Here is a 25959-nt window from a genome sequence, read left to right as displayed (position 1 = left end):
AAACTTATGGCTATGAAAACCAGCTCTGCCAAATTTAAAGACCGGGTGGATGAAGGAATACATAATGACTTTATGCGATTGGCCGTATCCAGTGCCCAAGAACGATTACACGGACGGCGGCTGACTGCCGTTGATGAATTGGGAAGCTGGGAGGATTGGCGTTCCCTTGGGGAAGAAATTCGGCAGCATGTGCTCAGTAACCTTGATTTCTATTTGCACCAGCTTGCCGAAAACGTTTCGAAAAGGGGCGGTCATGTCTTCTTCGCTGAAACCGCTGAACAAGCAAGCGGCTACATTAAGGATGTCATTGTAAAAAAGAATGCCAAAAAGGTCGTTAAATCCAAATCGATGGTTACGGAAGAGATCAATTTGAATGCAACTCTTGAGGCAGTTGGCCTCGATGTCGTTGAAACGGACCTTGGAGAATACATTTTACAAGTGGATGATCATGATCCCCCTTCCCATATCGTCGCACCTGCGCTCCATAAAAATAAAGAACAGATCAGGGATGTTTTTAAAGAAAAGCTTGCCTATACGCAAACCGAAAAACCGGAAGAGCTTACCGCCCATGTGCGGGGCATTCTGCGGAAAGATTTCTTAAGCGCCGATGTGGGCATTACCGGCTGTAATTTTGCGATTGCGGAAACGGGCTCGATCGGATTGGTGACGAATGAAGGAAATGCCGATTTGGTCACTGCCCTCCCAAAAACGCAAATCACCGTGATGGGAATGGAACGGCTTGTACCTACATTCGATGAATTCGAAGTCCTTGTCAGCTTATTGACAAGAAGCGCTGTCGGCCAAAGATTGACCAGTTACATCACCGCACTTACCGGTCCGCGTGATGAAGGTGATGTAGACGGACCCGAGGAGTTTCACCTTGTGATCGTGGATAATGGACGCTCCTCCATCTTAGGAACTGAGTTTCAATCCGTTCTTCAATGCATTCGCTGTGCTGCCTGTATAAATGTCTGCCCGGTCTATCGCCAGGTTGGCGGTCATTCATATGGTTCAATTTACCCCGGACCAATCGGCGCTGTGCTTTCACCCTTACTCGGAGGATATGATGATTTCAAGGAACTGCCGTATGCCTCCACTCTTTGTGCAGCCTGTACAGATGCCTGTCCGGTAAAGATTCCTCTCCATGATTTACTGAGGAAACATCGTGAAGTCATCGTTGAAAAGGAAAAAATGGCGCCGTTTTCAGAAAAGATGGCCATGAAGGCCTTTGGGATTGGTGCGGCATCGCCTATGCTTTATAAATTCGGCTCCAAAATGGCCCCATCAGCGATGTCACCTTTTAAAACGGGGGATATCATCTCGAAAGGCCCGGGACCGCTCAAAACTTGGACAGAAAGCCGCGAGTTCCCTGCTCCAGGGAAAGAGAGCTTTCGGGACTGGTTCAAAAATCGGGAAAAAGGAGGGAAACCATCATGAATGGAACCATCCATAATGAAGAGGAATTTTTAAACAATATAGCCAAAAACCTGGGAAGGGCTCCTATTACGGAAGGCATCTCCGTTCCGGAATGGAAGCATGCCCCCCAAAAAGAAGTTTTGAAACATGCGACACAAAATGATCTTATCGCGGAATTGAAGGAGCAATGTAAACGGGTGCATACTCAATTTCACCTTACCGACTCCAAGCAAGTGGTGAATTGCTTAACAAAGGTGATCGAGGAACTTGGAAACGGACCCGTGATCATCCCTAAGGACGATCGATTTACCGAGTATGGGTTAGAGGGCATCTTAAAGGAAAATGATGTCCATATATGGGATCACCAAGCCGGGAATGAAAATATCGAAAAAGCAGAAAGTGCTAACATCGGAATCACATTCAGTGAGATGACACTAGCAGAATCAGCGACCGTCGTCTTGTTCAGCGACAAGGACCACGGCCGTTCCATCAGCTTCCTTCCTTCCTGCCATGTTTCCATCATTCCGAAAAGCACCATCGTTCCGCGAATGACCCAGGCTGCTGCGGCCATCCGTTCAAAAGTTACCCGGGGCGAAGTCGTTCCTTCCTGCATCAATTTCATAACAGGGCCGAGCAATTCGGCTGATATTGAAATGGACCTTGTCGTCGGCGTCCATGGACCCATCAAAGCTGTCTATATAATTGTCGAAGACAAGTAGAAATAAGAAAAAGAAAATGGAGAGGACCTATATTAGGCCTCTCCATTTTTAACTTACTATATTACTCGTAAATGATCCGATCAACCGCTTCGCGATCGAGGCGTTTAATCACTTCGACAATGAGCTTGACTGCATTCTCATAATCATCCCTGTGAAGCATTGCTGCGTGTGAATGAATGTAGCGTGTGGCAATTGTGATCGCCAGGGCGGGAACACCATTTGCCGTTAAATGGATGGAGCCGGCATCCGTCCCGCCGCCAGGAATCGATTCATATTGATAAGGAATATTCATTTCATCAGCCGTGTCGGTGACGAAATCTCGTAATCCCTTATGTGCCACCATCGATGAATCATAGATGACGATTTGCGGGCCTTCCCCCATCTTGCTCATCGCTTCTTTTTCGGAAACCCCCGGTGTATCGCCAGCAATGCCGACATCGACGGCAAAACCGATATCCGGCTGAATTTTGAATGTGGATGTTTTGGAGCCACGCAGGCCGACCTCTTCTTGCACTGCGCCAATTCCATAAACTACGTTAGGATGGTCGCTGTCTTTCAGCTGTTTAAGCACATCAATGGCGATTGCACAGCCAATTCGATTGTCCCAGGCTTTGGCGAGCAGCATCTTTTCATTATTCATAACCGTGAATTCAAAATATGGCACAACCATATCCCCCGGCTTAACGCCCCATTCCTTAACCTCTTCTTTGCTGGATGCACCAATATCAATGAACATATCCTTAATATCAATCGGCTTCTTCCGCGCTTCCGCTGACAGGATATGTGGCGGCTTGGAACCGATAATGCCCGTTATATCACCTTTACCCGTAACGATCGTCACGCGCTGGGCCAGCATTACCTGTGACCACCAGCCCCCTACCGGCTGAAAACGCAAAAATCCCTTATCATCAATTTGGGTGATCATGAAACCGACTTCGTCCATATGCCCGGTAACGACGATTTTCGGTCCGTTTTCATCTCCCGTTTTCTTGGCGATCAAACTTCCCAGCCCATCTGTCGATATTTCATCTGCAAATGGTGTTATGTATTCGGTCATCACTTTTCTTACTTCACTTTCATTTCCTGCAATGCCTTTAGCATCCGTTAAGTCAGCAAGCATCTTTAACGTTTCATCCAATTGAGCCATTCCCTTACCTCCTTATAACTTAAATTACAAGAATAATTATACAGACAAACGATTTCATAAACAATCAGTAGCCTTGCTTTTGCCTTTCGTAATTGACTTCATTTTTGCTTACATATGCTTTTTCCACATCCGCTGCCGAAAATCCGAGCAACTCCCCTAAATGTAAATACGCAGTAAAAACCTTTTGGTAAGATGAATCTGTCAACTGTGTGCGAAATTCACTGACGTAGCCGTAAATGGCAGTAAATTGAACCGTCAAATCCTCCTGATGCATCTTTAGGGCAGATGGAACTTCCGGTACAAAACCCCGTTCGATCCCGAGTGACAAAATGAAATGAATGCCATCCACATATTCAGCCAAAATCGTTTCTTTATCAGAGGGTCCTTTAAGACTCCAGAATTTAAAACATCTTGTTTCATTGGCAAGCTCTCCAAGCTCCACTAAAAGAGCAAGTATCTTCCGTTCCACCAAGTCTTCCGCACCCAAATCATGCTTGGATTGTATATGCTCATCCAAAGCCGCCTGCATTTCCATTAATTTACTTATATTCATTTTCATCACTTCTTTCCTTCGTCTTCCCCTAAATTATATCAAATAAATGAAACTTATTAAAAACCCATACGTAAATGAAAGGGAATCACTCTGTTTAAGGAGGTATCTCCATGGTATTGATCATGCGGTTCATTCTTTTGGCTCTCATCATTTTCTTAATCTATACAGTCATTAAATACCTATTTAATCCGAAAAGAAAATTAGAGCTGGCACATGAACAGAAAAAATTCTTTCTGCTCGACGATACAGCCAATATACGAAAGAATTTTTTATTGACGTACAACGGGGTGATGTTTGAAGGGGAAAAGTATTTAGGGACGACGGAACGCTCCTTCGAGGTCATCTCCATCTTCATTTGGCCTAAAAAAGTGGCAGGACTGAAAGGCTTGAAGCGAAATGATTTCTTGAAAATCGAGGCAGCCATAAAAAAACAATACCCGGATGCCGTTATTGATTGGAAGAGCCCGGTCAAGGAGTTCTTACAAAATTGAAAAATCACGCATAATGAAGAGCCTTGAGGAAAATGGACTCAAGGCTCTATATTAATCATCTGAACGAAAAAATTCCTTCCAGGGGACGACCGTCTGCTTCTCTCTCAATAAATAGATCAATAAGGTTAAGGATAATAAAATGATGACGATCAGCGTGGGACTGAAATCTGCAATATAGTGGCCAAAAACAGTGTATACGAATGCTACAGGAAGATTGGTCATGAAGGATAGGTAAAAATAATTTTTCAGCCCTTTATTGGATTCCAATAAACAAAGCGACAATAAATAAAAGTGTATGAATGGTATTAGCCTGAGTACTGCAATTTGCCGGCTGTTCAGTTTTCGGTTACCAAACAGCTTATTCTTAAGCCGCAGCAGCCTTTCCTTTGTTTTCGGAAATTTGCCTATCACGAAATAAAAGGCCATGCTGGAAAGGGTCAAACCGATTACCGAATAGATGGTTCCAAAAGCTGCCCCGAATAATACTCCTCCAGACATGCAAACCACAATGACGGGAATGAATAAAAATTGCCTTAATAAATGAAAAGTGATAAAAATCAACGGTGCAAACACGCTTCCAGATTGAACGTAGCTCATCACAAGTGTCAGTTTATCATTCATGCTCTCCCTCCAGCTACTCTTTGCTGCTTCTACAAGCATATACACTATACGGGCTACTTATTACAATTGAATGAATACCTTAATCAATAAGCCTATCTGCAGAATCATCAATATAGGCAGACCCCACTTAAAAGCGGCATGCTTCGTCTTATGGCGGAATTGCTTCATCCCCAAAAAGGACCCAGTCCCTCCTCCTATGACTGCCCAAAACCAAAGTGTCTTTTCGCTGATCCGGTACTCCCCATTACGCGCTTTCCTTTTGTCGATTCCCATTAAGGCAAAACCGATGATGTTCGTGATGATCATATAAGCAGCAATGAACCATACTCCTTGCATTCCCATTCCCTCCTTTAAATATGTAAAAAGCCACCCTCTTGAAAAGAGAGTGGCGGTATCAGTCAGACTTATTTGTCTAATTGTTGTTTAGCAGCAGTTGCTAATTGAGCAAAAGCTTGTTCGTCAGCAACAGCAAGATCAGCAAGCATTTTGCGGTTCACTTCGATACCAGCAAGCTTTAGGCCATGCATTAAACGGCTGTAAGAAAGACCGTTGATGCGTGCTGCAGCGTTGATACGAGTGATCCAAAGTTTGCGGAAATCACGTTTCTTTTGACGACGGTCACGGAAAGCATAGTTTCCTGACTTCATTACTTGTTGGTTAGCTACTTTGAAAAGAATATGTTTCGCGCCATAGTAACCTTTAGCTAATTTTATTACCTTTTTACGACGTTTGCGAGTAACAGTACCGCCTTTTACACGTGGCATGTTATTTCCCTCCTATTTAACTCGATAAATCGAACTTATTTAATGTTGTCTAGCATATGACGAATACGTTTGAAGTCACCTTTGCTTACAAGGCTAGCTTTGCGAAGCTTACGCTTTTGCTTAGTAGATTTGTTAGCAAATAAATGGCTTGTGTAAGCGTTAGAACGCTTAAGTTTGCCGGATCCAGTCTTTTTGAAACGTTTAGCAGATCCGCGGTGAGTTTTCATTTTAGGCATAAGGTATTCCTCCTCATTACAAATTACTTTACAATTACTTTTCGTTTTTCGGTGCTAAGATAATGAACATGCTGCGCCCGTCCATTTTTGGGTGTTGCTCGATTGTAGCCACTTCTTTACATGCTTCAGAAAAACGAACGAGTACACGTTGACCAATTTCCTTATGCGTAATGGCACGTCCTTTGAATCGGATAGAAGCTTTTACTTTATCGCCTTTTTCAAGGAATTTAATACCGTTGCGAAGCTTCGTATTGAAATCATGCTCTTCAATCGTCGGGCTCAAACGAACCTCTTTCAGACTGATGACTTTTTGATTTTTACGTGCTTCCTTGTCTTTCTTTTGCTGCTCGAAGCGGTGTTTTCCGTAGTCCATGATCCGGGCTACCGGAGGCTTTGCATTTGCAGCAACTAAAACTAGATCAAGATTTACACGAGCGGCAATTTCCAATGCTTCGAATTTCGTTTTAATTCCAAGTTGTTCTCCGTTTTGGTCAATAAGACGAACTTCACGGGCTCGGATGCCCTCGTTTACCATCGCGTCTTTACTAATAGTTAGCCACCTCCAAAGATATTGGCGAATACGAATATTTGAATAAATTCGGTCACGCTCACAACTCGCTTACAGGATATAATCATAATAAAAAAGTGTGGATGCATGTTGCACCCACACTTGATAGACTCATTCAGAAAGATCCAAATAATCAAATCATGACCTGTTAACTGCATTGTTTGCGTCAACCAGGTGAGAAGCGGGTGCTTCTTCTTTTCATCAAACACGTATTCAATTCACTTTAGAAATATATCATAAACACTGATGACTTGTCAAATGCTAAATTTTATTCGTTTTTCACAACAAAATTAATATTATCAGACATTCAGTTATTTGACAATACGTTTTTTAAAGTAATTTGGACAAAAAATATTCATCATGATACTTTCCATCAAAAAACAGTGATTCCCGTTTTATTCCTTCCTTTTCGAACCCCATCTTATGATACAAGGAAAGCGCAGGGGCGTTGTTTGCAATCACGGACAATTCCAGACGCCGTATTTCGTTAGTCCGTGCATGCTCCTCCATTTTCTGAAATAGCTTCGTACCGATACCTTTTCCTCTAACCTGTTCATGGATGCCGATGACGATTTTGGCGGAATGCCTCGTTCGGCCCATTTGATTGCCCAATAAGATTAGGTAACCAGTCAACTCATTGCCGCTAGCGGAAACGAGGACAATGGAAGGGGGATTTTTTTCGATTTGCTCCAATTGCTTTTCCATTTGTTTCGCCGTAGCTTTTCTTTCCCCAGGGTTAAACAGCATATACCCGGAATCTTCTACATGATTGAACAGAGCAGCCAAGTTACCCGCGTCTTTCCTTGAAGCCCTTCTAATCTCCATTTATCCCCATTCCCCCTTTAGTTACAGTCCATACTGGCCGAAGCCATCACATGTTAAGAGTCTTCTTTCGCCTTTTTCTTTTTCTCAATGGTGTCCCAAGAAAATAGGACTATCCAAAAAAGCAGGACCGGGACGATGGCATATTGTCGATAATCATCCAATAACAATAAGATGATGATGACAAGGAATGTCGGTCCGAATAGATAAGTAAATTTCTTTTTCATGCTGCCCCTCCTTTTCATTGCTGTACATATTTTCACATGATGGTTTCATTTTATCATGCCATGATTAAAAAGAGGGACACAACTATATGTGCCCCTCTTTTTGCTATTAACGGCTCACTTCCGCCTTAATCGCTGAAACGAAATCTTCAAATGCGATCGTTTCGGATTTTTGTTCACCGTATTTACGTACATTCACGCTGCCTTCTTTGGCTTCATTGTCTCCAACGACCAGCATATACGGGATTTTTTGCATTTGCGCTTCACGGATTTTGTAACCGATTTTCTCGTCACGTGTATCCAGGTCGACACGAATGCCTTGCGCTTTAAGTTTTTCCTGTACTTCTTTCGCATAATCCAAGTGCACTTCAGGTGAAACCGGGATCACCTGTGCTTGGATAGGTGCAAGCCAAGTAGGGAATGCCCCCTTGTATTCTTCAATCAAGTAAGCGACAAAACGTTCCATTGTGGAAACGACGCCGCGGTGGATAACAACCGGACGGTGCTGCTTGCCGTCCTCACCGACGTAATTAAGGTCAAAACGTTCAGGAAGCAAGAAATCAAGCTGAACAGTGGAAAGCGTTTCATCTTTCCCTAAGGCAGTACGCACCTGAACATCAAGCTTAGGACCGTAGAATGCCGCTTCACCTTCCGCTTCAAAGTAATCAAGACCAAGCTCATCCATGGCGCCTTTTAACATGCTTTGCGCTTTTTCCCACATGTCATCATCATCGAAGTATTTTTCTGTATCCTGAGGATCGCGATAAGACAGACGGAATGAATAATCCTTGATATCGAAATCTTTATAAACTTCCAGAACAAGGTTCACAACACGCTTGAACTCTTCTTTGATTTGGTCGGGGCGAACGAAAATGTGCGCATCATTCAATGTCATCCCACGTACACGCTGAAGGCCTGAAAGGGCACCTGACATTTCATAGCGGTGCATCAAGCCTAGCTCGGCAATCCGGATTGGCAGTTCGCGGTAGCTGTGGATGCTGTTTTTATAGACCATCATGTGATGCGGACAGTTCATCGGACGCAGGACAAGCTGTTCGTTTTCCATCTCCATGACCGGGAACATGCCGTCCTGGTAATGATCCCAGTGTCCGGATGTTTTATAAAGGTCCACGCTTCCCATTACAGGTGTGTAGACATGGTCATAGCCTAAACGTTCTTCCTTATCCACGATATATCTTTCGATTGTACGGCGAATTGTCGCGCCTTTTGGCAACCACATCGGCAGCCCTTGCCCCACTTTCTGTGAGCTCATGAACAAGTTCAATTCTTTGCCGATTTTACGATGGTCACGTTCCTTGGCTTCTTCAAGGAGACGCAGGTGTTCGGCCAAATCTTCTTTTTTATAGAAAGCCGTACCGTAAATGCGTTGAAGCATTTTGTTTTTGCTATCGCCTCTCCAGTATGCTCCAGCGATGCTCAATAGCTTGAATTCTTTGATTTTCCCAGTTGATGGAACATGAATTCCACGACAAAGGTCAAAGAATTCCCCTTGCTCATAAAGTGTTACCTGCTGATCGGCAGGAATCGCATCGATCAACTCCAATTTATACTCGTCGCCGATTTCTTTAAAACGGGAAATCGCTTCATCACGACTCACTTCGATGCGGGAGATTGCCAAGTTTTCGTTGACGATTTTCTTCATTTCTTTTTCAATCAATGGAAGGTCTTCGGGAGTCAATGATTCCTCTAGATCCATATCATAGTAAAAGCCGCCTTCAATGACTGGCCCTACGCCGAATTTAGCGTTTTTGAACAAACGTTTGATCGCTTGTGCCATCAAGTGCGCTGTACTGTGACGCAATACTTCAAGAGCATCCGCTGCGTCCTGTGTGACGATTTCGATTGTACCATCTTGTTCAATCGGACGTTTTAAATCATATAATTCACCATTGAATTTTCCGGCAATGGATTTTTTCCTTAAACCAGGACTGATGGATGCAGCGATGTCTTCAGTTGTTGTGCCTTTAGCAAACTCCTTGACCGCTCCGTCAGGAAAAGATATTTTCAGTAGTTCTGACATTCAGTATCACTCCTTCTTATTTGTTCGAACAAATTACAGGTTTTTGATTCCATTACAACACAAAAAAGCCCGCCCCTGTATAAAACAGGGACGAGCTTAGTAATAAATATCATTAACCCGCGGTTCCACCCTCGTTCCAGCTTGCTTTTCACGGCAAAATGGCACTTGTAACTTGGTAACGGCAGCTTCCCGTCAGCTCATAATCGCAGAATGCCTGCTTTCCGAGCCGAAGTTTAAAGGTGGTAAGTGTTCCATGCGAATAGGAAGCTTACAGCCTGTTGGCTTCCCTCTCTGATAATCGGCGACTAGAATACCCTTGTCCTCATCATAACTTTTAGTTTTTTAATAGTATGTAGGAAATTATAATTTGTTATACGGTGAAAATCAAGGTTAATTTTCTTTTTTCCACGAAAGTTCATTCAACTGCATAGAAAATGACGAAAGTGGCAAGATAGTCGCCCGTTCTTCGAAAATCCTTGAAATGGTCTGGATGAGCCCCTCTTCCTTGTCATCGGTATAGATGCACAAGTTTTCAGGAGCAATCGATAAAAGCGGGGCAAGTATCACCGTATCGAGAAAAAGTGAGCTTTTGGCAAGAAGCCTCCTGTCGATCATACTATTGATTTTTGGACGGTCGAGTTTGCTGAATTTCTGATCATAGAAGTGAAAACCGTCCCGGTTGACAAGGTGAAGCTTTCTTAATTTCGACTCCTGCCCTTGAAGGCAATCACGGAGCGTAGCAATGAAATTTTGATAGTCCTGTTCCAGCTTATATTCATCAATCGCCTTGACGACATACTTTTCCAAAGTGTGCTGAAACGATTTTAAACGGAAGGTCGTAAAAGAATCGAATGAAAAAGATACCTTTCCAGCCAAGATGCTTTGAAGTCCTTCCTCAATCAATCGTTTCTCCATACTGAATGCTCCATCTTGATTCCTGGCTCTTTCCGCCTCGATGATGGATGATGCAATTTCAATGATGGCTTCAATTTCTTCCCGTTCCCTATAAAAAAATTTACCGACTATAATTTGCTCCAGAACAGGAAGCGTCTTTTCTTCCAATAAAAAAGAATGGAATGCATCACGAAGCAGAATTAGCCATTCATCACCTGAAGATTCCGTTATATCCACGTGCATGCCTTGTTGCGGAATAAATCGAATATATGCTTGAAATTCTGCCCCCAGTGGATGGACAGAAACGAAATTCAGTAATTTCATTGCCTCTGAATCGTTTTGAAACAAAATTTGCACTACGACATCCCCCCTTCCCCCTTGCTTCTTTTTTCATGTATATGGGGATGGGGACGTGTTTAGAAGTAGGATGGGCCTTGTAAGAAGAAAAAAGTGACCTCCATTAAGAGACCACTTTTCTTCATCTTCTCCGATTCACGCCATCAAGCTTGACCGGCTCAGCTAAATATTGAATTCTTTCCAGTACCCGGGCCGCCTTCACTTCTTCTTTCTCACCGCGCTGTGAAAAGGTCAGGTGGTTCTCCAGGCCATTCATATCAAAATTCGAAGTGAAAAATGTCGGCAGGTTTTCCAGCATCCTAAATTGCAAAATCGGACCAAAAACCTCATCGCGTCCCCAGCTCGTCATGGATTCCGCTCCAATATCATCAAGCATGAGGATAGGTGCCGTTTTCACCATTTCAATTTTTTCATTGACCGTATTATCACCTATCGATCCCTTAAGTTCCCTCAAATAGTCAGGTACATAGACTATAAGGGAGGAAATTTGCCTTTTTGCAAGTTCATTGGCGATCGCACCTAATAAGTACGTTTTCCCAACACCGAATTTCCCATATATATACAAGCCTTTTTGCCTTTTACCCGGCTCATATTCCATAATGAACGACATCGCTTTACTTAGGACAGACAAGCGTTTGTTTTCATTATCCGTTTGGGTAAAATCTTCAATGCTGGCCTTTAAAATATCCTTCGGTACATACAGGCTGCGGATCAGCTTTTCCCGTTTCCGCTTTTCATCCTCTGCCAATTTCCTCGGGCAGACTTCATAATGCAGGTTCAGGGCTTTTCCTTGCACCACCAATTTAGGATAATACCCTTGCATCATATTGATGCAGCCATCCAAGCTCGGACATTTATCACACTTATTGCTCTGTGAAGTGAACTCATAAAGCTTCCCCAAGTTTTTATCAATCATTTCCTTCGTGACCGTCGAGCTGTTGGCATTCATGAATAACCGCACTTGTTCGTTTTCAAAAATCTCCTGTTTCAGCTTTTCATAACGCTGTTGAAATTGATTTGTATTGGCCAATTTATTAAGGGACCTATTAATCTTTTCCATCGTTCATTTCACCTCCCGCTTTCCACAGCTTCCATTTCTCCAGAAGTTCGCGTTTTTGGGCATCCAATTCAGGCTGATCCTCATTCTGCTCCTGCTGTGCTTCTTCTTTTTTCTCAAGCCACTCAGGAACCACTTCTTCCCGTATCGCCTTTTTCCGGCTGCCCTTCGCAGCATTCCTGCTTCCTTGAGCCCAGTCCTGATATTTCCTATGTTCATTTTTGGCCAGTTCCATCGCCTCGACGACTGTTGAGACCTTTAGCCTTGCCCAATGGCCTGCCAGCTTTTCCACATAACCCTTCGTGAACTTCATATCCGTTTTGAGCATGACATATTCAATCAAGACATTGACGACACCCGGATTCAGCTTTTGGTTGATCATCACGCCCTCAACCACTTTCAAATCACCGCTTGACGGCTCTGCACCGCCAGACAATTGCATCAGCCGCTCCCTCGGGGAAATCGTCTCTAAATGACGGATTAACTCTTGTTCCTTTGTTTTCGGTTCTTCTTTTTGTGTCCGTTCACGAATTGGCTGCACCCGATTGACAAGGGAAGGCATATCGGCCTGCCGTTCGATCTGGTACCAGTCCCTTGCCGCCTTTCTAAGCAATTCCTCATCAATCTCATCATCCAATGAAACGGCATCCATTACTAGTTTTTGCATTTCCAGCGGATCAATGCCATATAAAAAAGCGAGTTTGGCAATCGTACTTTTTATTTTAGGAGTAAAAGCCTTTTTCGGCACGATCGAGGATTTCATCCCGGCAAATAAAAGGTCAAAATCGAATAAGTCATCAAACCCCGATGGCTCAACGCCTTCCGCCCGATCGATGTATTGCTGTTCAGGCACCGGTTTCCATTCGTTTTTCGCTTCATCCGTTACATATAAAGAGTCCAAATGATCTGATGAGAATACTTCCGCAAAAGATTTAGTCACACCTTCATATTGATCGGTTAAGATATGGTCATCACAAAAGAATCTCTTTAACCGGTTGAATTGAGCTTTACCGATTTTTTTGTATAAGTAAATATTCAGCATTCCATCCGTGAAAAACTGCTGGGGTGAAAGCGGCGGGTTTAACTCATAAATGAATTCCTTCGTTTCATTTTTCGATTTCTTATATACATTCAACAGGCCGATTCCTTCAAGTAAAAGGCGTGCTTCGTAAATATCACCTAACTTAAGGCCGATGGTATTCATTAATTGATAATGCGAGGAGGTTTCCGACCATAGCCTGTTTTCCTCCAACTCACTCCATAACGTCATATATAGGCTAATGCAGATAGGTCCAATAAGAGGTTGATATAGTCGGGTAAGTATTTTCCGATCATAATCATGAAGCAGCCCCGCAGATGAGACCAGATATGAATCAGCTGGGAGCAATTCTTGCCAATGCATTGACATCTCCATTCAAACCTTTCAAAAGATGTAGTGAAAAAAGAGCCAAAGTGAATCTTCAGCTCTACTTTCTTTCTTTATTTATTAAATCTTTCAGTTCATCAATAAAGACATTGATATCTTTAAATTGTCGATAGACGGATGCGAACCTTACATAGGCAACCTCATCGACTTCTGCCAGCTTGTCCATTACCATTTCTCCGACACTGTCGCTTTTCACTTCCGATATGCCCTGGTTGCGTAGTTCTTTTTCTACATAACTGGTAATTTGCTCTAGTTCTTTCAAGGGAACCGGACGTTTTTCGCAAGCCCTGATTAAGCCACGCAGGATTTTATCACGACTGAACTCTTCACGTGTCCCGCCCTTTTTCACTACAATAAGCGGTGTTTCCTCCACCTTTTCAAATGTCGTGAATCGAAAACCACATGCCTCACATTCACGGCGTCGTCGAATCGATTTACTTTCATCGACTGGCCTGGAATCGAGCACTCTTGTTCCGTTATATTGACATGATGGGCATTTCATCATTATCAGCTCCGTATTTTATGTAGGACTCCCCTATCTAAATGTTCCCCAAGGAATTACTTCTCTATCTTAATCTTATATTAAAAGGAACGGACAGTACAAGTAAAAAGTGTAACTTCCGGCAGCAGGCACTTTTTGTTCTGCCGTTGAAGCACCGTTGCCAATGGCATTGTGCTTCAAGGCAATCCTCTCCAATAAAGTGAATCAGACTGCCGATTCATTGCATTAAAAAAGAGATGCACCCATGGCATCTCTGTGTATACATTTTTTTATAGGGCACTTATATTGGCTTTTTTCATTTGTACAGGACCTAATCCACGTGGTAATTCTATGTTTTCACGTGTTTGCGCATTCAAAGCTTCTGCAATATAATCTGCCGCAATATTCGGATCCAAGTTACCGCATGTATAGACATCAATGCTCGCATAGCCGTGTTCTGGAAAACTGTGAATCGTTAAGTGTGATTCAGAAATGATGACAACCCCGCTGACTCCTTGTGGAGCAAATTTGTGAAAGGCAACTTCTCGTACCTCTGCACCTGATTTCAAAGCAGCGTCAACAAAAATCTTTTCAATTAAATCGATATTGTTCAGTTTTTCAAAGTCACAACCCCAAAGTTCAGAAATGACATGTCTACCCATTGTTTCCATAGTGTAAGCTGTTTCCATATTAAGCTTCCCCCTTACCATGATTTAAAAATAAGTTCTGATAACTACCACGGGGGAAAGTTAGTCCAAAGAGGTCCTAACCCTTTAAGTAGCCATCATGCAAACCGTTTTGAAGAAGTTCACGATTCATAGTATATATGGTTTGAATTTTTTTTGCAACTCCAAATTGAATTTTTGGAAAGATAAACTTTATATGTAATGGGGATATAGCGAAGGTTCCGATGTGGAGCAAATTCCGTCTTTTGTTTATTCAGTGCCATAAAGCAGCCGGGAATTCATGGATCACTGCATGAAAAATAGCCCGCTAAAAAATTTTAGCAGGCTCGGGTTTTTCATTTTATTTTACTGATAATTCGACTTCAGACATTTTTTTCAACTCGGAGCCAACCAATTTTACAAGGTCCACTACACGGTTGGAGTAACCCCACTCATTATCATACCAAGCAAGGACCTTCACTTTCCTGTCCCCGATCATCATCGTTGTCAATCCATCGATGATTGCAGAGTGTGGATTCGTTTTGAAATCACTGGAAACTAAAGGTTCCATCGTGAATTCCATGATTCCTTTGAGTTCATTTTCTGAAGCGTCGATGAAGGCTTGGTTCACTTCTTCAATCGTGACATCACGGTTCAAATCCACAACAAGATCGACTAAAGATACGTTTGGTGTCGGTACGCGTATCGCCATTCCATGAAGTTTGCCTTTTAATTGCGGCAACACTAGTGAGATGGCTTTGGCAGCTCCTGTAGTCGTAGGAATCATGCTTTCCGCAGCGGCACGGGCACGTCTCAAGTCTTTGTGCGGGTTATCGATATTATTTTGATCATTTGTATAAGAATGTATCGTTGTCATTAAACCGTTGTTTATGCCGAATTTTTCATCAAGCACTTTTGCAACAGGTCCAAGGCAGTTCGTTGTACAAGATGCATTGGATATGACGAAATGCTTGTCAATTTCCAGCACCTCCTGATTCACTCCCATTACAATGGTAACGTCTTCATTTTTACCCGGGGCTGATAATATTACTCTTTTTGCTCCTGCGTCTAAATGAAGAGCAGCTTTAGAACGATCATTGAATTTGCCAGTGGCTTCAATTACAATATCTATGTTCATCTCTTTCCAAGGCAATAGCTTTGGATCGCGGTTATTTATTAGTTTTACTTGGCGGCCATTCACTACTAGTGAATCATCTTCAGCTATAATGATACCGTCGAATTTACCATGTATCGTATCATATTTTAGTAAGTGTGCTAAAGTTTCAGCTGGATAGCTTGCATTTATGGCAACAATGTCCAAACTCTCGTCTAATATGGCTTTTCGGAAAACCATTCTTCCAATTCTCCCAAATCCGTTAATCGCTATTCTTGAATTCATTGTTCGGACCCTCCAGAAATATTAGTGTTATACTTATTACCTTTCACATGTAATTAGTATAACATAATTCAGAGGAATTGTGCTAATAAAAATGCGGATTGTTTTATTTTTTCAACATAAAAAGAAGAAACCGGGCGGTTTCTTCTTTTTATCATGATTATATGACATACCATTCGCTAAGTATGGCCTTCACTTGCCGCTTCGTTTCATTAATGTCACCATTATTATCGATGACAGCATCCGCTAAGGCCTTTTTATCGGCCAAGGGCATTTGCGAATTGATCCTGGCAAGTGCCTCCGCCTCCGAAAGACCATTCCTATTCATTAATCGCTTCAATTGTACTTGCTCATCCACATAGATCAAAAGCGTCTTATCCACCATGAATGTCAGCTTGCTTTCGAATAGGAGCGGAATATCCATGAACACCGTTTCTTCTCCTGATGATAGTGCCGCTTCCGTTTTCAGCCGCATCCAATTCCTGACGGCAGGATGCACGATGCCATTCAACAGCAATCTCTTTTCTTGATCATTAAATATGATCGACCCAAGCTTTACGCGATCTATATTCCCATCCGTCAATAAGATATCTTCTCCAAATGCTTTCACAACTTGGTGATAGGCTTCTTCACCTGGCTCAACGACAGCACGGGAAGCCAGATCTGCATCGACAATCGTGAATCCGAGTTCCTGTAAATAGAGGCTGACGGTGCTTTTCCCACTGGCAATGCCTCCGGTGATTCCGATGATTTGTCCCATAAGCTCCCCCCTTTTAACCTTATCATAACTTGAATAAACCGATGATGATCAATAATACACCTGGGAGAAAGGTCAAATGCTGAACAACTTTATTATTTGAAAGCAATTTTCCGCTTTGAATTCCGCTCCAAATGAAAATCGAACTCATAACAGCGATGCACCCTGCGAGGATGATCGGTGAAATCCCGATCATAGCCGCTCCAACTCCGGCCCCGAACGCATCCAGCGAAAGTGCAAACCCCAGAACAAGGGCTTCAACGCCTGTTATCGTACCTGATTTATCAAAATCGGCATTCAATGGTTTTTGTAAAATATTAATGACTACCCCAAGTGATTTAATTTCAAAATTAAAGATGATCTTTTCATGATATCTATCATCTTTCAAATCCTTTTCAGGCTTAAAATACTGGTATACCATCCAGACACCAAGAAAAATGAGGATGATGCCGCCTGTTTTTTCAGCCGCCCCGATAGATATGAGCTGACTGATGAATTGTCCGATGACCATCGCTATACCTAAACTCAATGCAGAACAAAATGAGATGACCGCTATTGACCTTAAGGGGATTTTCATCTTCCGCATACCGAATGTCAAACCGACGCCAAATCCGTCAATACTAACTGCAAAAGCGAGAAAAATAATTTGTAGCCACATCGGAATATTACTCCTTCCCTACTCGTTGCTACCCTAGTATATGGAAGGAGCCCATCCGATGTGTTTGAATAAACATGACCTATTTTAGCGGCTGGCATGACGGGCAAATATGTGTGCCGCGTCCTGCAACAACCAGTTTTTCAAGTGGCGTGCCGCATGTTTTGCAGTTCTCGCCTTTTCTTCCATAAACATTCAGTTCCAACTGAAACATGCCGATTTGCCCTTGGGAATTAATGTATGAACGAATCGTGCTTCCGCCTTTTTCCACAGCTTCACCTAACGTCGCAATGATTTCAGCATGCAACGTTTCGATTTCCTGCAACGAGAGTGAAGATGCCATTCTCTCCGGATGGATACCGGAACGGAATAACGACTCGTCCACATATATATTCCCAATCCCGACGACAACGGTTTGATCAAGGAGAACGGGCTTGATTTTCCTGTTGGTTCTTGCCAACTTCGCACGAAGACCTTCGACAGTAAAATCTTCGGATAACGGTTCAGGCCCTAAGTGCAGCAGGGGCAACTGTTCAAATTCTTCCCCTTTGGCAAATAGATGCATTGTTCCGAATTTCCGGACATCCCTGTACCGAAGTTCACTGCCATCAGTGAAAGTGAAGATCACATGGGTATGCTTATCATACGGCTCTTCTTTTGGATGAACGCCGTATTTCCCTTCCATTCTTAAATGCGAAACCAGCGAATAATCATCCAAGGTGAAAATGAGGAACTTGCCCCGACGGCCTATTGCAGAAATCGTCTGCCCCCTTAAGGCATCCTGAAACTGTTCGACAGGCTCAGGCGCTTTAATGATCTTTGGCCAGAAAACGGACACTTCCTTGATCTCTTTTCCGAGTACGAGCTGCTCTAACGTTCTTCTGACTGTTTCCACTTCTGGAAGTTCTGGCATTGCAATCACCTATCTTTTATTATTTGGCATCAAACCATGTTGGCCCGAAAGCATAATCCACTTTAAGGGGCACGTTCAATTCAATGGCATTTTCCATTTCCTCCGGAACGATCACTTTAAGGATTTCGAGTTCCTCAGGAGGGGTTTCAAAAATCAATTCATCATGAACCTGTAGAAGCATTCTCGTTTTGAGCCCCTCCTTTTTCAGGCGTTTATTCATGTTGATCATGGCAAGCTTGATGATATCAGCGGCACTGCCTTGAATCGGCGTGTTCATCGCTGTTCGTTCGGCAAAACTCCTGATGTTGAAATTCCTGCTTGTTATCTCAGGTATATATCGCCTTCTTTGCATCAGAGTCGTGCTATATCCTTTTTGACGGGCCTCATGTATGCTTTCTTCCATATATTCCTGAACACCTGGAAAGCTTCGTAAATACTTCTCGATGAACTCTCCAGCTTCTTTTCTCGTGATTCCAAGACTTTGCGATAGTCCGTAATCACTTATACCATAAACGATTCCGAAGTTGACCGCTTTGGCATGGCGCCTCATGTTCGAGGTGACTTGATCTGCCGATACATGGAATACGTCCATGGCTGTCCTTGTATGGATGTCCATCCCGGCCTGGAATGCTTCCACCAATCCGCTGTCATTGGCGATATGCGCCAGGACACGTAATTCGATCTGGGAGTAGTCGGCAGCAAAAATGATCCAATCCTTTTCGGAAGGAATGAAGGCCTGCCTGATTTTCCTTCCTTCTTCCAGTCTGATCGGGATATTCTGGAGATTGGGATCTGTAGAACTTAACCGGCCGGTCTGGGTCAATGCTTGGTTGAACCGGGTGTGCACCTTGTCCGTTTTGCCATTGACCACTTTAAGCAATCCTTCAATGTAAGTGGATTGCAGCTTACCAAGCTGGCGATACAGCAGTATTTCCTTAACGATATCATGCTTGCTCTCCAGTTTTTCCAGCACATCGGCTGAAGTCGAATAACCTGTTTTGGTTTTCTTCATGACCGGAAGCTCCAACTTTTCAAACAGGATGGCCCCAAGCTGTTTAGGTGAATTGATATTGAACGCCTCTCCAGCCAATTCGAAAATTCGCGCTTCGATATTTCTTAAGCGAATGGCTAATTCCTGTCCCATGTTTTTCAGTCGGCCTATGTCCACCTTGATTCCCTGCCATTCCATATTTGCCAGGATGATCGACAAGGGCAGCTCCAGTTCCGTAAATAGGTGATACTGCTCGAACTCTTGCAGCTTATCTATCATCGGTTCTTTCAGAGAAAAGATCGCCTTCGATTTTCTGGCGATATGCTCCCTCAATTCCGCTTCCTCAGGTATTTTGCGTTTTGCACCTTTTCCATAAAAAACATCATCTGTTTCAAGCCGGATAGTACCTTGGGTTTTCGTGATTTCTGCGACTTCGTCCACTGACTCTGCCGGATCAAGGATATAGGATGCCAAAAACACATCAAAATCGATGCCTTTTATTTCGACTCCCCGATGACGCAGTGCCACGACCGTACGCTTCGCATCGAAAACCGTTTTCTTTTTTGTTTCATCCTCTGCCCAGGATTTAAATGCATCGGAACTCAGAGCATCCTCTCCATTGAAGTAAAAATGACCTTGTTCATTACTGATGGCGATCCCTATTATGTCGGCTCGATGATAATTATCTTCTAAAATTTCAACATACAAGGCACTTTCATCTGCAAACATTCCTTCTGTCATTTCAGCAGTGTGTACCTCTATCTTCTCCTGTTCAAGCGGTGCGCTTTCCGTTACATCCAATTTATCGAGTAAAGTCGAAAAACCAAGCTCCTTATAGAATGAGATGACCCGATCCTGATCCATGCCAGTGTACTCGGTCTCGTTAACGGAAACTTCAAGCGGCGCTTCCCTCGTTATCGTAGCCAGCTCTTTGCTTAATAAGGCCAGGTCTTTATGTTCTTCAATTTTCTCTTTCAATTTTTGTCCGCTTACCTCATCAATCGACTGCAGAAGGTTTTCAACCGTTTCAAATTGATGCAATAATTTAAGGGCAGTCTTTTCACCAACACCCGGAATACCGGGGATATTGTCGGAGGCATCTCCCATCAGCCCTTTTAAATCAATGATTTGCAAAGGGGATAGACCGTATTTTTCATGTATATGCTTTGGAGTGTATTCCTCAATTTCAGTAATCCCCTTTTTCGTGATGGAAACTGTCGTACTAGGGGAGGATAATTGCGTTAAATCCTTATCACCGGAAATGACCTTCACTTCAAAACCATCTTTTTCCGCTTGTAAAGACAGCGTACCGATAATATCATCGGCTTCGTAGTTCTCCAGTTCATACCTTTTTATTTGAAAACAATCAAGCAGCTCCCGAATGAAAGGGAATTGCTCGGATAATTCTGGCGGCGTTTTTTGGCGCCCCCCCTTATATTCTTTAAATGATGCATGCCTGAATGTCGTTTTACCCGCATCGAATGCCACAAGTATGTGCGTTGGCTTTTCTTCTTCAAGAATGCGGTTGAGCATCATGGTGAATCCGTACACGGAATTCGTATGGACCCCCTTATCATTATTCAAGAGCGGAAGCGCAAAAAACGCACGGTATGCAATGCTGTTTCCATCTATGAGCACTAGCTTTTTATCCAAATCCGTCTTCCTCCAGTCATACAGGTTTATGTAGTTATAGCTTCTATATAAAAACGCAAAAAGCCGTTCATTTTCCTTCTCTATTCTACCATGAGTAGAAGCGGAAAGAAAAATGACGGCATCAAGGTTATTTAGTATTTCCCATCAACAAGCTGGCATAAGGGGAATCAGAAGGCAGAACGATGACCGTTTGATCTCCAATCGTTTTCTTGTAGGATTCAAGAGTCCGGTATAGTTTATAAAATTCGGGGTCTTTGGAAAACGATTTATTATAGATTTTCGCTGCTTCCCCTTCCCCTTCTGCCCTGATCACTTCTGCATCAGCCTCCGCAGTAGAAAGCAGTTCCTTCACTTTCCGATCGGTATCCGCAATGATACGGTTTTTCTTCGCATCACCTTTGGACAGGTATTCTTGCGCTTTCGATTCCCGCTCGGAAATCATCCTCTTGAAGACGGATGCTTCGTTTTCGGAAGGCAGGTCAGTCCGCTTGATCCGGACATCCGTCAAGCTGATTCCATAACTGTCCTTTTGCAGCAAATCGTTGACTTTTTCGGTTATGCGGTCGTTTAAACTTCCCCTGGATGACTTCTCATCATTGATGATCTCATCATAATTCAGCTGGCCCAGCTCTGAACGAACTGCCGAATAGATGAACTCTTCCATTTTCGTTTCGGCATTCTCAAGTGTCCTTGCATTTGTAATCAATTTCTTCGGATCTTCTATTCTCCAAACTGCATAGTTATCGATCAGCATCCGTTTTTTATCTTTCGTATTGATTTCCGCTTCGGAAACATCGGAAGTCATCTGATACTTCGGTAAGGTCATGATACTCTGAATGAATGGCACCTTCGCCTTCAATCCCGGAGTCTTATCGATCCTTACCACCTCACCGAATTGGCGGACGACCTTGTATTCGCCCTCTTTGACGATATAGACATTGGTGAAGATGATTAGCAGCAGCACGATGAAAATAATCAGGAAAATGCCGATTCTCACATAGCCCCTCCAATGAAAATCCCCTTTTTTCAACTCAGAGAAATCTATTATTTTTCCACTCATTGTTTAGTGCCCCCTTCCCCTGTCGCTTTTTCTTCCGATGCATTCCCTTTTTTCGTTTCTTCTTCAGGTATGGCGGCTTCATCAGTGGCAGGAGTTTTTTTCGTTTCCTCCTTTTCAAGCGAGCGAAGCGGCAAGTACTTCATTGTGTTTCCATCATCATTCATAATATAAATTTCAGCATTCGGCAATACTTCCTCAAGGGTCTCAATAATTAGACGGTCCTTCGTAATCCCCTTATTGCCTTTATACTCACTGAGTAATTTTTCAAAGACCGCTACATCCCCGCGGGCAGCTTCCGTACGGGCAGCTTTATCCCCATTGGCCTGTGAAATGATGGCATCTTTTTCCCCTTCCGCTTCATTCATACGCTTATTTTCATATTTATCCGCTTCGTTAATTTTCGTATTCGCCGTTTCACGGGCATCCGTTACATTGGTAAATGCTTTCCGCACTTCTTCATTCGGTAACTCCACGTCCTGGAGTTTAACCGCAGATATGGAAATCCCAACATCATACTTCTCCATTAGCTGTGACAATAAATCGCGTACATCCGCTTCGATTTGCGCTTTACCAGATGTAAGGGCATCATCGATTTTCGTGCTGCCGATTATGCTCCGTAATGCAGCTGAAGTCGTATCGTATAATATTTTTTCTGGATCTTCTGCATTGTATAGATATTTTGGAGGGTCGGTGATTTTCCACTGAACGACTAGGTCTGCCAGCACAATATTTTCATCACCCGTAATCATTTTGGTCTCACTCGGGTAATCCTTCACCTCTCCATCCTCTTCCTTATATCCAAATTTAAGACTGAATGTTTCTTTGGATAATTTCTCGACCGATTGAATCGGCCAAGGCAGTTTAAAGTGAAGTCCTGGTTCCGTTATCGTCTCCTCCACTTTACCAAACGTCATTATGACAGCTTGATCGGATTCATCAACCGTGTACCAGGTCGATATCGCCACTACACCCAAAATTAAAATAAGAAAGACAAGTCCTGTAATTGTATATATCCTTTTTAAGCTAACGATATGTATCACCCCTTCTTTGCAGTTATATCTTATTTACGCAAGAAAGGGCCTAAAGTTTCATAAAAATCAAATATTTTCCCAGAAAAATAGGATAGATGAATGGTATCCGGGGAATATAGCCAAAATTAAAAGACAGAGACCATGTCTCTGCCTAAGTTTTAAGGTTTGTACGATTTGAACGTTGATTGTAACTTAGACGCTATTCCTACAGGAGTTTTGTCTACCTGTTCCAAACATCTTGTTTTAAAATTTTGGTTGAACTACAAAATAATCAAACAGAGACTATGTCTCTGTCAATGTTTAACTCCTTGGATGAGGGGTTGTACAACCATTGTACCCCTGCATTATGAAGTCCGTTTTAAGGAATTGTAAAGGACATGTAAATAAAATGCCCGCTACATTTTCCCTTTTAAGCTTTTATTTAAAGTGACTGTAAAAGTCGTCCCGGTTCCAGGTGTGCTTTCCACGTTGATTTTACCTTTATGGACTTCTATTATATGCTTGACGATTGCCAGTCCAATGCCCGTTCCTCCTGAATCGCGGCTCCTCGCCTTATCGATCCGGTAGAACCGTTCAAAGATCCTTGGCAGTTCTTTTTCTTCGATGCCGATCCCGTTGTCTTGAACTGTAATATCGACGGTCTGTTCATTTTCAATGATGTCAACGGTGACCCTGCCGCCATTTGGTGTATAGGTCAATGCGTTCGTAATCAAATTGATGAAAACCTGTTTGATCCTGTCAGATTCCCCTTCAATGAAAACTGGTTCCGGTGATGTTTTAATTTCAAGGGATACTTCTTTTTCCTTCAGCTTGCCTATAAGCATCTCTTGTATTTCGCCAAGCACTTTCGTAATATCCACGACCCCTGCGTTTAAAACGAATTCCTGCTGCTCCATTTTGGATAAATTCAGCAGCTCCTGAATGAGTTCTTGCAGCCGGTCACTTTCTTTCAAGATAATCGATAAAAAGTGCTTTAAGGTCTTTTCATCTTTTAAGGCCCCATCTAACAATGTTTCAGAGAAGCCTTTAATGGAAGTGATCGGAGTCCTCAATTCATGGGACACATTGGCCACGAAATCCTTCCGCATCTGCTCGAGCCTTTTCAATTCGGTGATATCATGGAAAATGAGGAGGATCCCCTTCCATTCGTCATGATTCCCGATTATTGGAGCGCCGTAAATCTCAAAATGCTTTCGTTCTATGGCAAGCGGTATCTTCACCTGCCGTTTTATCGTTTTTTCCGTTCGAAAGATCTCTTCGATGATGGCTATCACTTCCTTGTCTTTAATGACCGAATAATATTCCTGAAATAAAAACGTGGCGGCGTTCACACGGAAGCTCTTCTTGAATTCCCGGTTGATCAAGGTCGTATACCCTTTACTGTCTATCAGCAAGACCCCGCTACCGATATTCTCAACAAGAGTTTCCAAACGATCCTGATTCATTTCCCTCGCTATCTCTGTTTCCTGAAGATTCCTCGCCAATATGTTCAAGGAAGTTGTCAGCATTCCCGTTTCATCGGTATGCCTCCCGAATGTCCGGGTTCCGTAATTCCCTTTTGCCAGTTCAATGGCTGCCATCGTCGCCTCTTCGATCGGACGGGTATAATATGAAGTGATTTTACTCGCAAGCATGAGGATGATGATCAAGGCAACCCCTAAACAAATGATCAATATTTGCCACATTTGTTTATTCACTTGATGGATGGCCTCTATTTCATTGCTATGGACGACAAAGCCTTCGATCTCTCCATCCTTTTCAACCGTCTTCCAATAATAATGGAGGTCCGATTCGCCTTCGACCACTTCATACCCTTCCCCATTCTTAAGCCCTTTTTCCAAAGTTATTTTGCGAAGGACATTGGCATGGCTTTTAAGTATTTCATTGGATGATGTCGAATCGTATAATATTTCCCCACTCTTGGAAAGAATGGTTAAATTAGAATCTAAAAGGGGTGTCAGTTTTGCCGTCTTCCCTTTTTCCAAAAAGGACTCGATCCCGCCATGCTCCTTAATATATGTAGAAATGAAAAATGTTTCGTTCTGTATACGCTCATTGAACGTTTTAATATAATAACTTTTGAACAAGTGCCCTAATAAAAAGCCCACGGCCATCAGGACGACCATCACCAATGTGATGAGGGTATATAAGAGCTTTTTACGATAGGTCGTCATTCTTTTTTAGGCTCCTCAAGCTTATACCCCAAGCCCCTTATCGTTTTAATATAGAGTGGTTTTTTTGTATCTTTCTCTATTTTTTCACGAAGATGGCTAATATGGACATCGACGATCCGTGAATCTCCCGCGAAATCATAATTCCATACCGCACTGAGAAGTTGATCCCTGGTCAGCACTCTTCCTTTATTCTTCGCCAAATATAAAAGTAATTCAAATTCCTTTGGAGTCAATTCTAATTGCTGTTCATCAAAGAATGCTTCGTATCGTTCCGGGAACACTTTCAATTCCCCTAATTTCAGGAGACCCTCTTCTTGATCCTGACTTGACTCACTTCCGTTCGATTGCAACTGGGATCTTCTTAAAATGGCTTTAATCCGGGCCACTACCTCCCTGGGACTAAATGGCTTGGTCAAGTAATCATCCGCCCCCAGTTCCAGTCCCAGCACCTTGTCAAATTCATCGTCCTTAGCTGTCAGCATCAAGATCGGTATATTGATTTTTTGCTGGCGAAGCTGCTTACATACTTCAAGCCCGTCCATTTTAGGCAGCATCAAATCCAATACCACTAAATCGGGTCGTATATCCACGGCAGCCTCCAGCCCTTGTTCTCCATCCAAAGCTGTGATCACCGTATAACCTGATTGTTCTAAATTGTACTGAAGTAAGGTAACTATTGATTGCTCATCATCCACTACGAGAATTTTCTTTGACATTAGATCCTCCTGAATTATGTATTACCCAAAAGACCAATTTCTTGGTCTACTCATCCAATTCCATTATAAAGAATATTATATGAAATTTACACATAAAAAAAACGGAAATAAAGTTATTCCTATCTTCAGCA

27 protein-coding genes and 1 other annotated feature are annotated in these 25959 nt (G+C 42.8%); of the genes, 3 read left to right on the top strand and 24 right to left on the bottom strand.

The features are described from left to right. The first annotated feature begins 6 nt into the window (after nucleotides 1-6). Both AC3WLU_RS15490 and AC3WLU_RS15485 read left to right on the top strand, forming a co-directional pair. Nucleotides 7-1437, top strand: a complete 1431-nt coding sequence (locus tag AC3WLU_RS15490) for a LutB/LldF family L-lactate oxidation iron-sulfur protein (RefSeq protein ID WP_095390756.1) — start codon at nucleotides 7-9, stop codon at nucleotides 1435-1437. Beyond that, on the top strand, nucleotides 1431-2135 hold the full coding sequence (locus tag AC3WLU_RS15485; protein ID WP_492597527.1) for a LutC/YkgG family protein: 705 nt from the start codon (nucleotides 1431-1433) through the stop codon (nucleotides 2133-2135). The genes AC3WLU_RS15490 and AC3WLU_RS15485 overlap by 7 nt, the downstream gene beginning before the upstream one ends. A 61-nt stretch (nucleotides 2136-2196) precedes the next feature. Here the strand turns inward: AC3WLU_RS15485 and AC3WLU_RS15480 are convergent, their stop codons facing one another. Both AC3WLU_RS15480 and AC3WLU_RS15475 read right to left on the bottom strand, forming a co-directional pair. Further along, on the bottom strand, nucleotides 2197-3282 hold the full coding sequence (locus AC3WLU_RS15480) for a M42 family metallopeptidase (protein ID WP_095679817.1): 1086 nt from the start codon (nucleotides 3280-3282) through the stop codon (nucleotides 2197-2199). A gap of 64 nt (nucleotides 3283-3346) precedes the next feature. Then, nucleotides 3347-3835: a dUTP diphosphatase gene (locus AC3WLU_RS15475; protein WP_492597526.1), complete on the bottom strand. Its 489-nt coding sequence runs from the start codon at nucleotides 3833-3835 to the stop codon at nucleotides 3347-3349. A gap of 110 nt (nucleotides 3836-3945) precedes the next feature. On the opposite strand from AC3WLU_RS15475, the gene AC3WLU_RS15470 reads away from it, so the two are divergent. Beyond that, entirely contained in the window at nucleotides 3946-4326 is a 381-nt protein-coding gene (locus AC3WLU_RS15470) for a hypothetical protein (RefSeq protein ID WP_048681192.1), read from the top strand. Nucleotides 4327-4377: 51 nt separating this feature from the next. On the opposite strand, the gene AC3WLU_RS15465 is transcribed toward AC3WLU_RS15470, so the two are convergent. The 22 genes from AC3WLU_RS15465 to AC3WLU_RS15360 all read right to left on the bottom strand — a co-directional run bounded on the left by AC3WLU_RS15465 (nucleotide 4378) and on the right by AC3WLU_RS15360 (nucleotide 25828). Beyond that, nucleotides 4378-4947 carry a TVP38/TMEM64 family protein gene (locus tag AC3WLU_RS15465; RefSeq protein ID WP_057276691.1) on the bottom strand — a complete coding sequence of 190 codons (570 nt, stop codon included), beginning with the start codon at nucleotides 4945-4947 and terminating at the stop codon, nucleotides 4378-4380. 60 nt (nucleotides 4948-5007) lie between these two features. Continuing rightward, on the bottom strand, nucleotides 5008-5283 hold the full coding sequence (locus tag AC3WLU_RS15460; RefSeq protein WP_057276692.1) for a DUF1294 domain-containing protein: 276 nt from the start codon (nucleotides 5281-5283) through the stop codon (nucleotides 5008-5010). Nucleotides 5284-5351: 68 nt separating this feature from the next. After that, nucleotides 5352-5711, bottom strand: a complete 360-nt coding sequence (gene rplT, locus AC3WLU_RS15455; RefSeq protein ID WP_034309067.1) for a 50S ribosomal protein L20 — start codon at nucleotides 5709-5711, stop codon at nucleotides 5352-5354. A gap of 35 nt (nucleotides 5712-5746) precedes the next feature. Further along, nucleotides 5747-5947, bottom strand: a complete 201-nt coding sequence (gene rpmI, locus AC3WLU_RS15450; RefSeq protein WP_034309070.1) for a 50S ribosomal protein L35 — start codon at nucleotides 5945-5947, stop codon at nucleotides 5747-5749. A 34-nt stretch (nucleotides 5948-5981) separates the two neighbouring features. Further along, nucleotides 5982-6482, bottom strand: a complete 501-nt coding sequence (gene infC / locus AC3WLU_RS15445; protein WP_034309072.1) for a translation initiation factor IF-3 — start codon at nucleotides 6480-6482, stop codon at nucleotides 5982-5984. 98 nt (nucleotides 6483-6580) lie between these two features. Continuing rightward, nucleotides 6581-6718 (bottom strand) — a sequence feature (ribosomal protein L20 leader region). A gap of 127 nt (nucleotides 6719-6845) precedes the next feature. Next, complete coding sequence (locus AC3WLU_RS15440) at nucleotides 6846-7340, bottom strand: GNAT family N-acetyltransferase (RefSeq protein ID WP_057276693.1); 495 nt, start codon at nucleotides 7338-7340, stop codon at nucleotides 6846-6848. Nucleotides 7341-7393: 53 nt separating this feature from the next. Continuing rightward, nucleotides 7394-7564 (bottom strand): hypothetical protein, encoded by a 171-nt coding sequence (locus AC3WLU_RS15435; RefSeq protein ID WP_156404335.1) that lies wholly within the window; start codon nucleotides 7562-7564, stop codon nucleotides 7394-7396. Nucleotides 7565-7670: 106 nt separating this feature from the next. Next, nucleotides 7671-9602, bottom strand: coding sequence for a threonine--tRNA ligase (thrS, locus tag AC3WLU_RS15430; protein WP_230137003.1), 1932 nt, complete (start codon nucleotides 9600-9602; stop codon nucleotides 7671-7673). Between the two features lie 390 nt (nucleotides 9603-9992). Continuing rightward, the gene (ytxC, locus tag AC3WLU_RS15425; protein WP_492597512.1) at nucleotides 9993-10853 is read right to left on the bottom strand and encodes a sporulation protein YtxC; all 861 of its coding nucleotides are present in this window, start codon (nucleotides 10851-10853) and stop codon (nucleotides 9993-9995) included. Nucleotides 10854-10974: 121 nt separating this feature from the next. Further along, nucleotides 10975-11913 carry a primosomal protein DnaI gene (dnaI, locus tag AC3WLU_RS15420; RefSeq protein ID WP_063575508.1) on the bottom strand — a complete coding sequence of 313 codons (939 nt, stop codon included), beginning with the start codon at nucleotides 11911-11913 and terminating at the stop codon, nucleotides 10975-10977. Then, entirely contained in the window at nucleotides 11900-13312 is a 1413-nt protein-coding gene (locus AC3WLU_RS15415; protein WP_222619926.1) for a replication initiation and membrane attachment family protein, read from the bottom strand. The genes dnaI and AC3WLU_RS15415 overlap by 14 nt, the downstream gene beginning before the upstream one ends. A gap of 64 nt (nucleotides 13313-13376) precedes the next feature. Further along, on the bottom strand, nucleotides 13377-13838 hold the full coding sequence (gene nrdR / locus AC3WLU_RS15410; protein WP_034309080.1) for a transcriptional regulator NrdR: 462 nt from the start codon (nucleotides 13836-13838) through the stop codon (nucleotides 13377-13379). 269 nt (nucleotides 13839-14107) lie between these two features. After that, complete coding sequence (speD, locus tag AC3WLU_RS15405; RefSeq protein WP_034311443.1) at nucleotides 14108-14488, bottom strand: adenosylmethionine decarboxylase; 381 nt, start codon at nucleotides 14486-14488, stop codon at nucleotides 14108-14110. 355 nt (nucleotides 14489-14843) lie between these two features. Then, nucleotides 14844-15881: a glyceraldehyde-3-phosphate dehydrogenase gene (locus tag AC3WLU_RS15400; protein WP_057276696.1), complete on the bottom strand. Its 1038-nt coding sequence runs from the start codon at nucleotides 15879-15881 to the stop codon at nucleotides 14844-14846. A 157-nt stretch (nucleotides 15882-16038) separates the two neighbouring features. Next, on the bottom strand, nucleotides 16039-16638 hold the full coding sequence (gene coaE / locus AC3WLU_RS15395; RefSeq protein WP_063575506.1) for a dephospho-CoA kinase: 600 nt from the start codon (nucleotides 16636-16638) through the stop codon (nucleotides 16039-16041). Between the two features lie 22 nt (nucleotides 16639-16660). After that, on the bottom strand, nucleotides 16661-17293 hold the full coding sequence (ytaF, locus tag AC3WLU_RS15390; RefSeq protein WP_430024606.1) for a sporulation membrane protein YtaF: 633 nt from the start codon (nucleotides 17291-17293) through the stop codon (nucleotides 16661-16663). Nucleotides 17294-17372: 79 nt separating this feature from the next. Next, nucleotides 17373-18203, bottom strand: coding sequence for a DNA-formamidopyrimidine glycosylase (gene mutM, locus AC3WLU_RS15385; RefSeq protein WP_063575505.1), 831 nt, complete (start codon nucleotides 18201-18203; stop codon nucleotides 17373-17375). A gap of 19 nt (nucleotides 18204-18222) precedes the next feature. Then, nucleotides 18223-20847, bottom strand: a complete 2625-nt coding sequence (gene polA / locus AC3WLU_RS15380) for a DNA polymerase I (protein ID WP_063575504.1) — start codon at nucleotides 20845-20847, stop codon at nucleotides 18223-18225. Nucleotides 20848-20974: 127 nt separating this feature from the next. Continuing rightward, nucleotides 20975-21907: a protease modulator HflC gene (gene hflC / locus AC3WLU_RS15375; RefSeq protein ID WP_187049854.1), complete on the bottom strand. Its 933-nt coding sequence runs from the start codon at nucleotides 21905-21907 to the stop codon at nucleotides 20975-20977. Beyond that, complete coding sequence (hflK, locus tag AC3WLU_RS15370) at nucleotides 21904-22938, bottom strand: FtsH protease activity modulator HflK (protein WP_057277068.1); 1035 nt, start codon at nucleotides 22936-22938, stop codon at nucleotides 21904-21906. The genes hflC and hflK overlap by 4 nt, the downstream gene beginning before the upstream one ends. A 395-nt stretch (nucleotides 22939-23333) precedes the next feature. Next, nucleotides 23334-25112 (bottom strand): two-component system histidine kinase PnpS, encoded by a 1779-nt coding sequence (gene pnpS / locus AC3WLU_RS15365; protein WP_492597511.1) that lies wholly within the window; start codon nucleotides 25110-25112, stop codon nucleotides 23334-23336. Further along, on the bottom strand, nucleotides 25109-25828 hold the full coding sequence (locus tag AC3WLU_RS15360; protein WP_057276702.1) for a response regulator transcription factor: 720 nt from the start codon (nucleotides 25826-25828) through the stop codon (nucleotides 25109-25111). Before AC3WLU_RS15360 ends, pnpS begins: the two co-directional genes overlap by 4 nt. Between the last annotated feature and the right edge of the window lie 131 nt (nucleotides 25829-25959).

This window comes from Peribacillus sp. FW305-BF15, from assembly GCF_058783805.1.
This window is presented reverse-complemented; position numbering and strand designations above follow the sequence as displayed.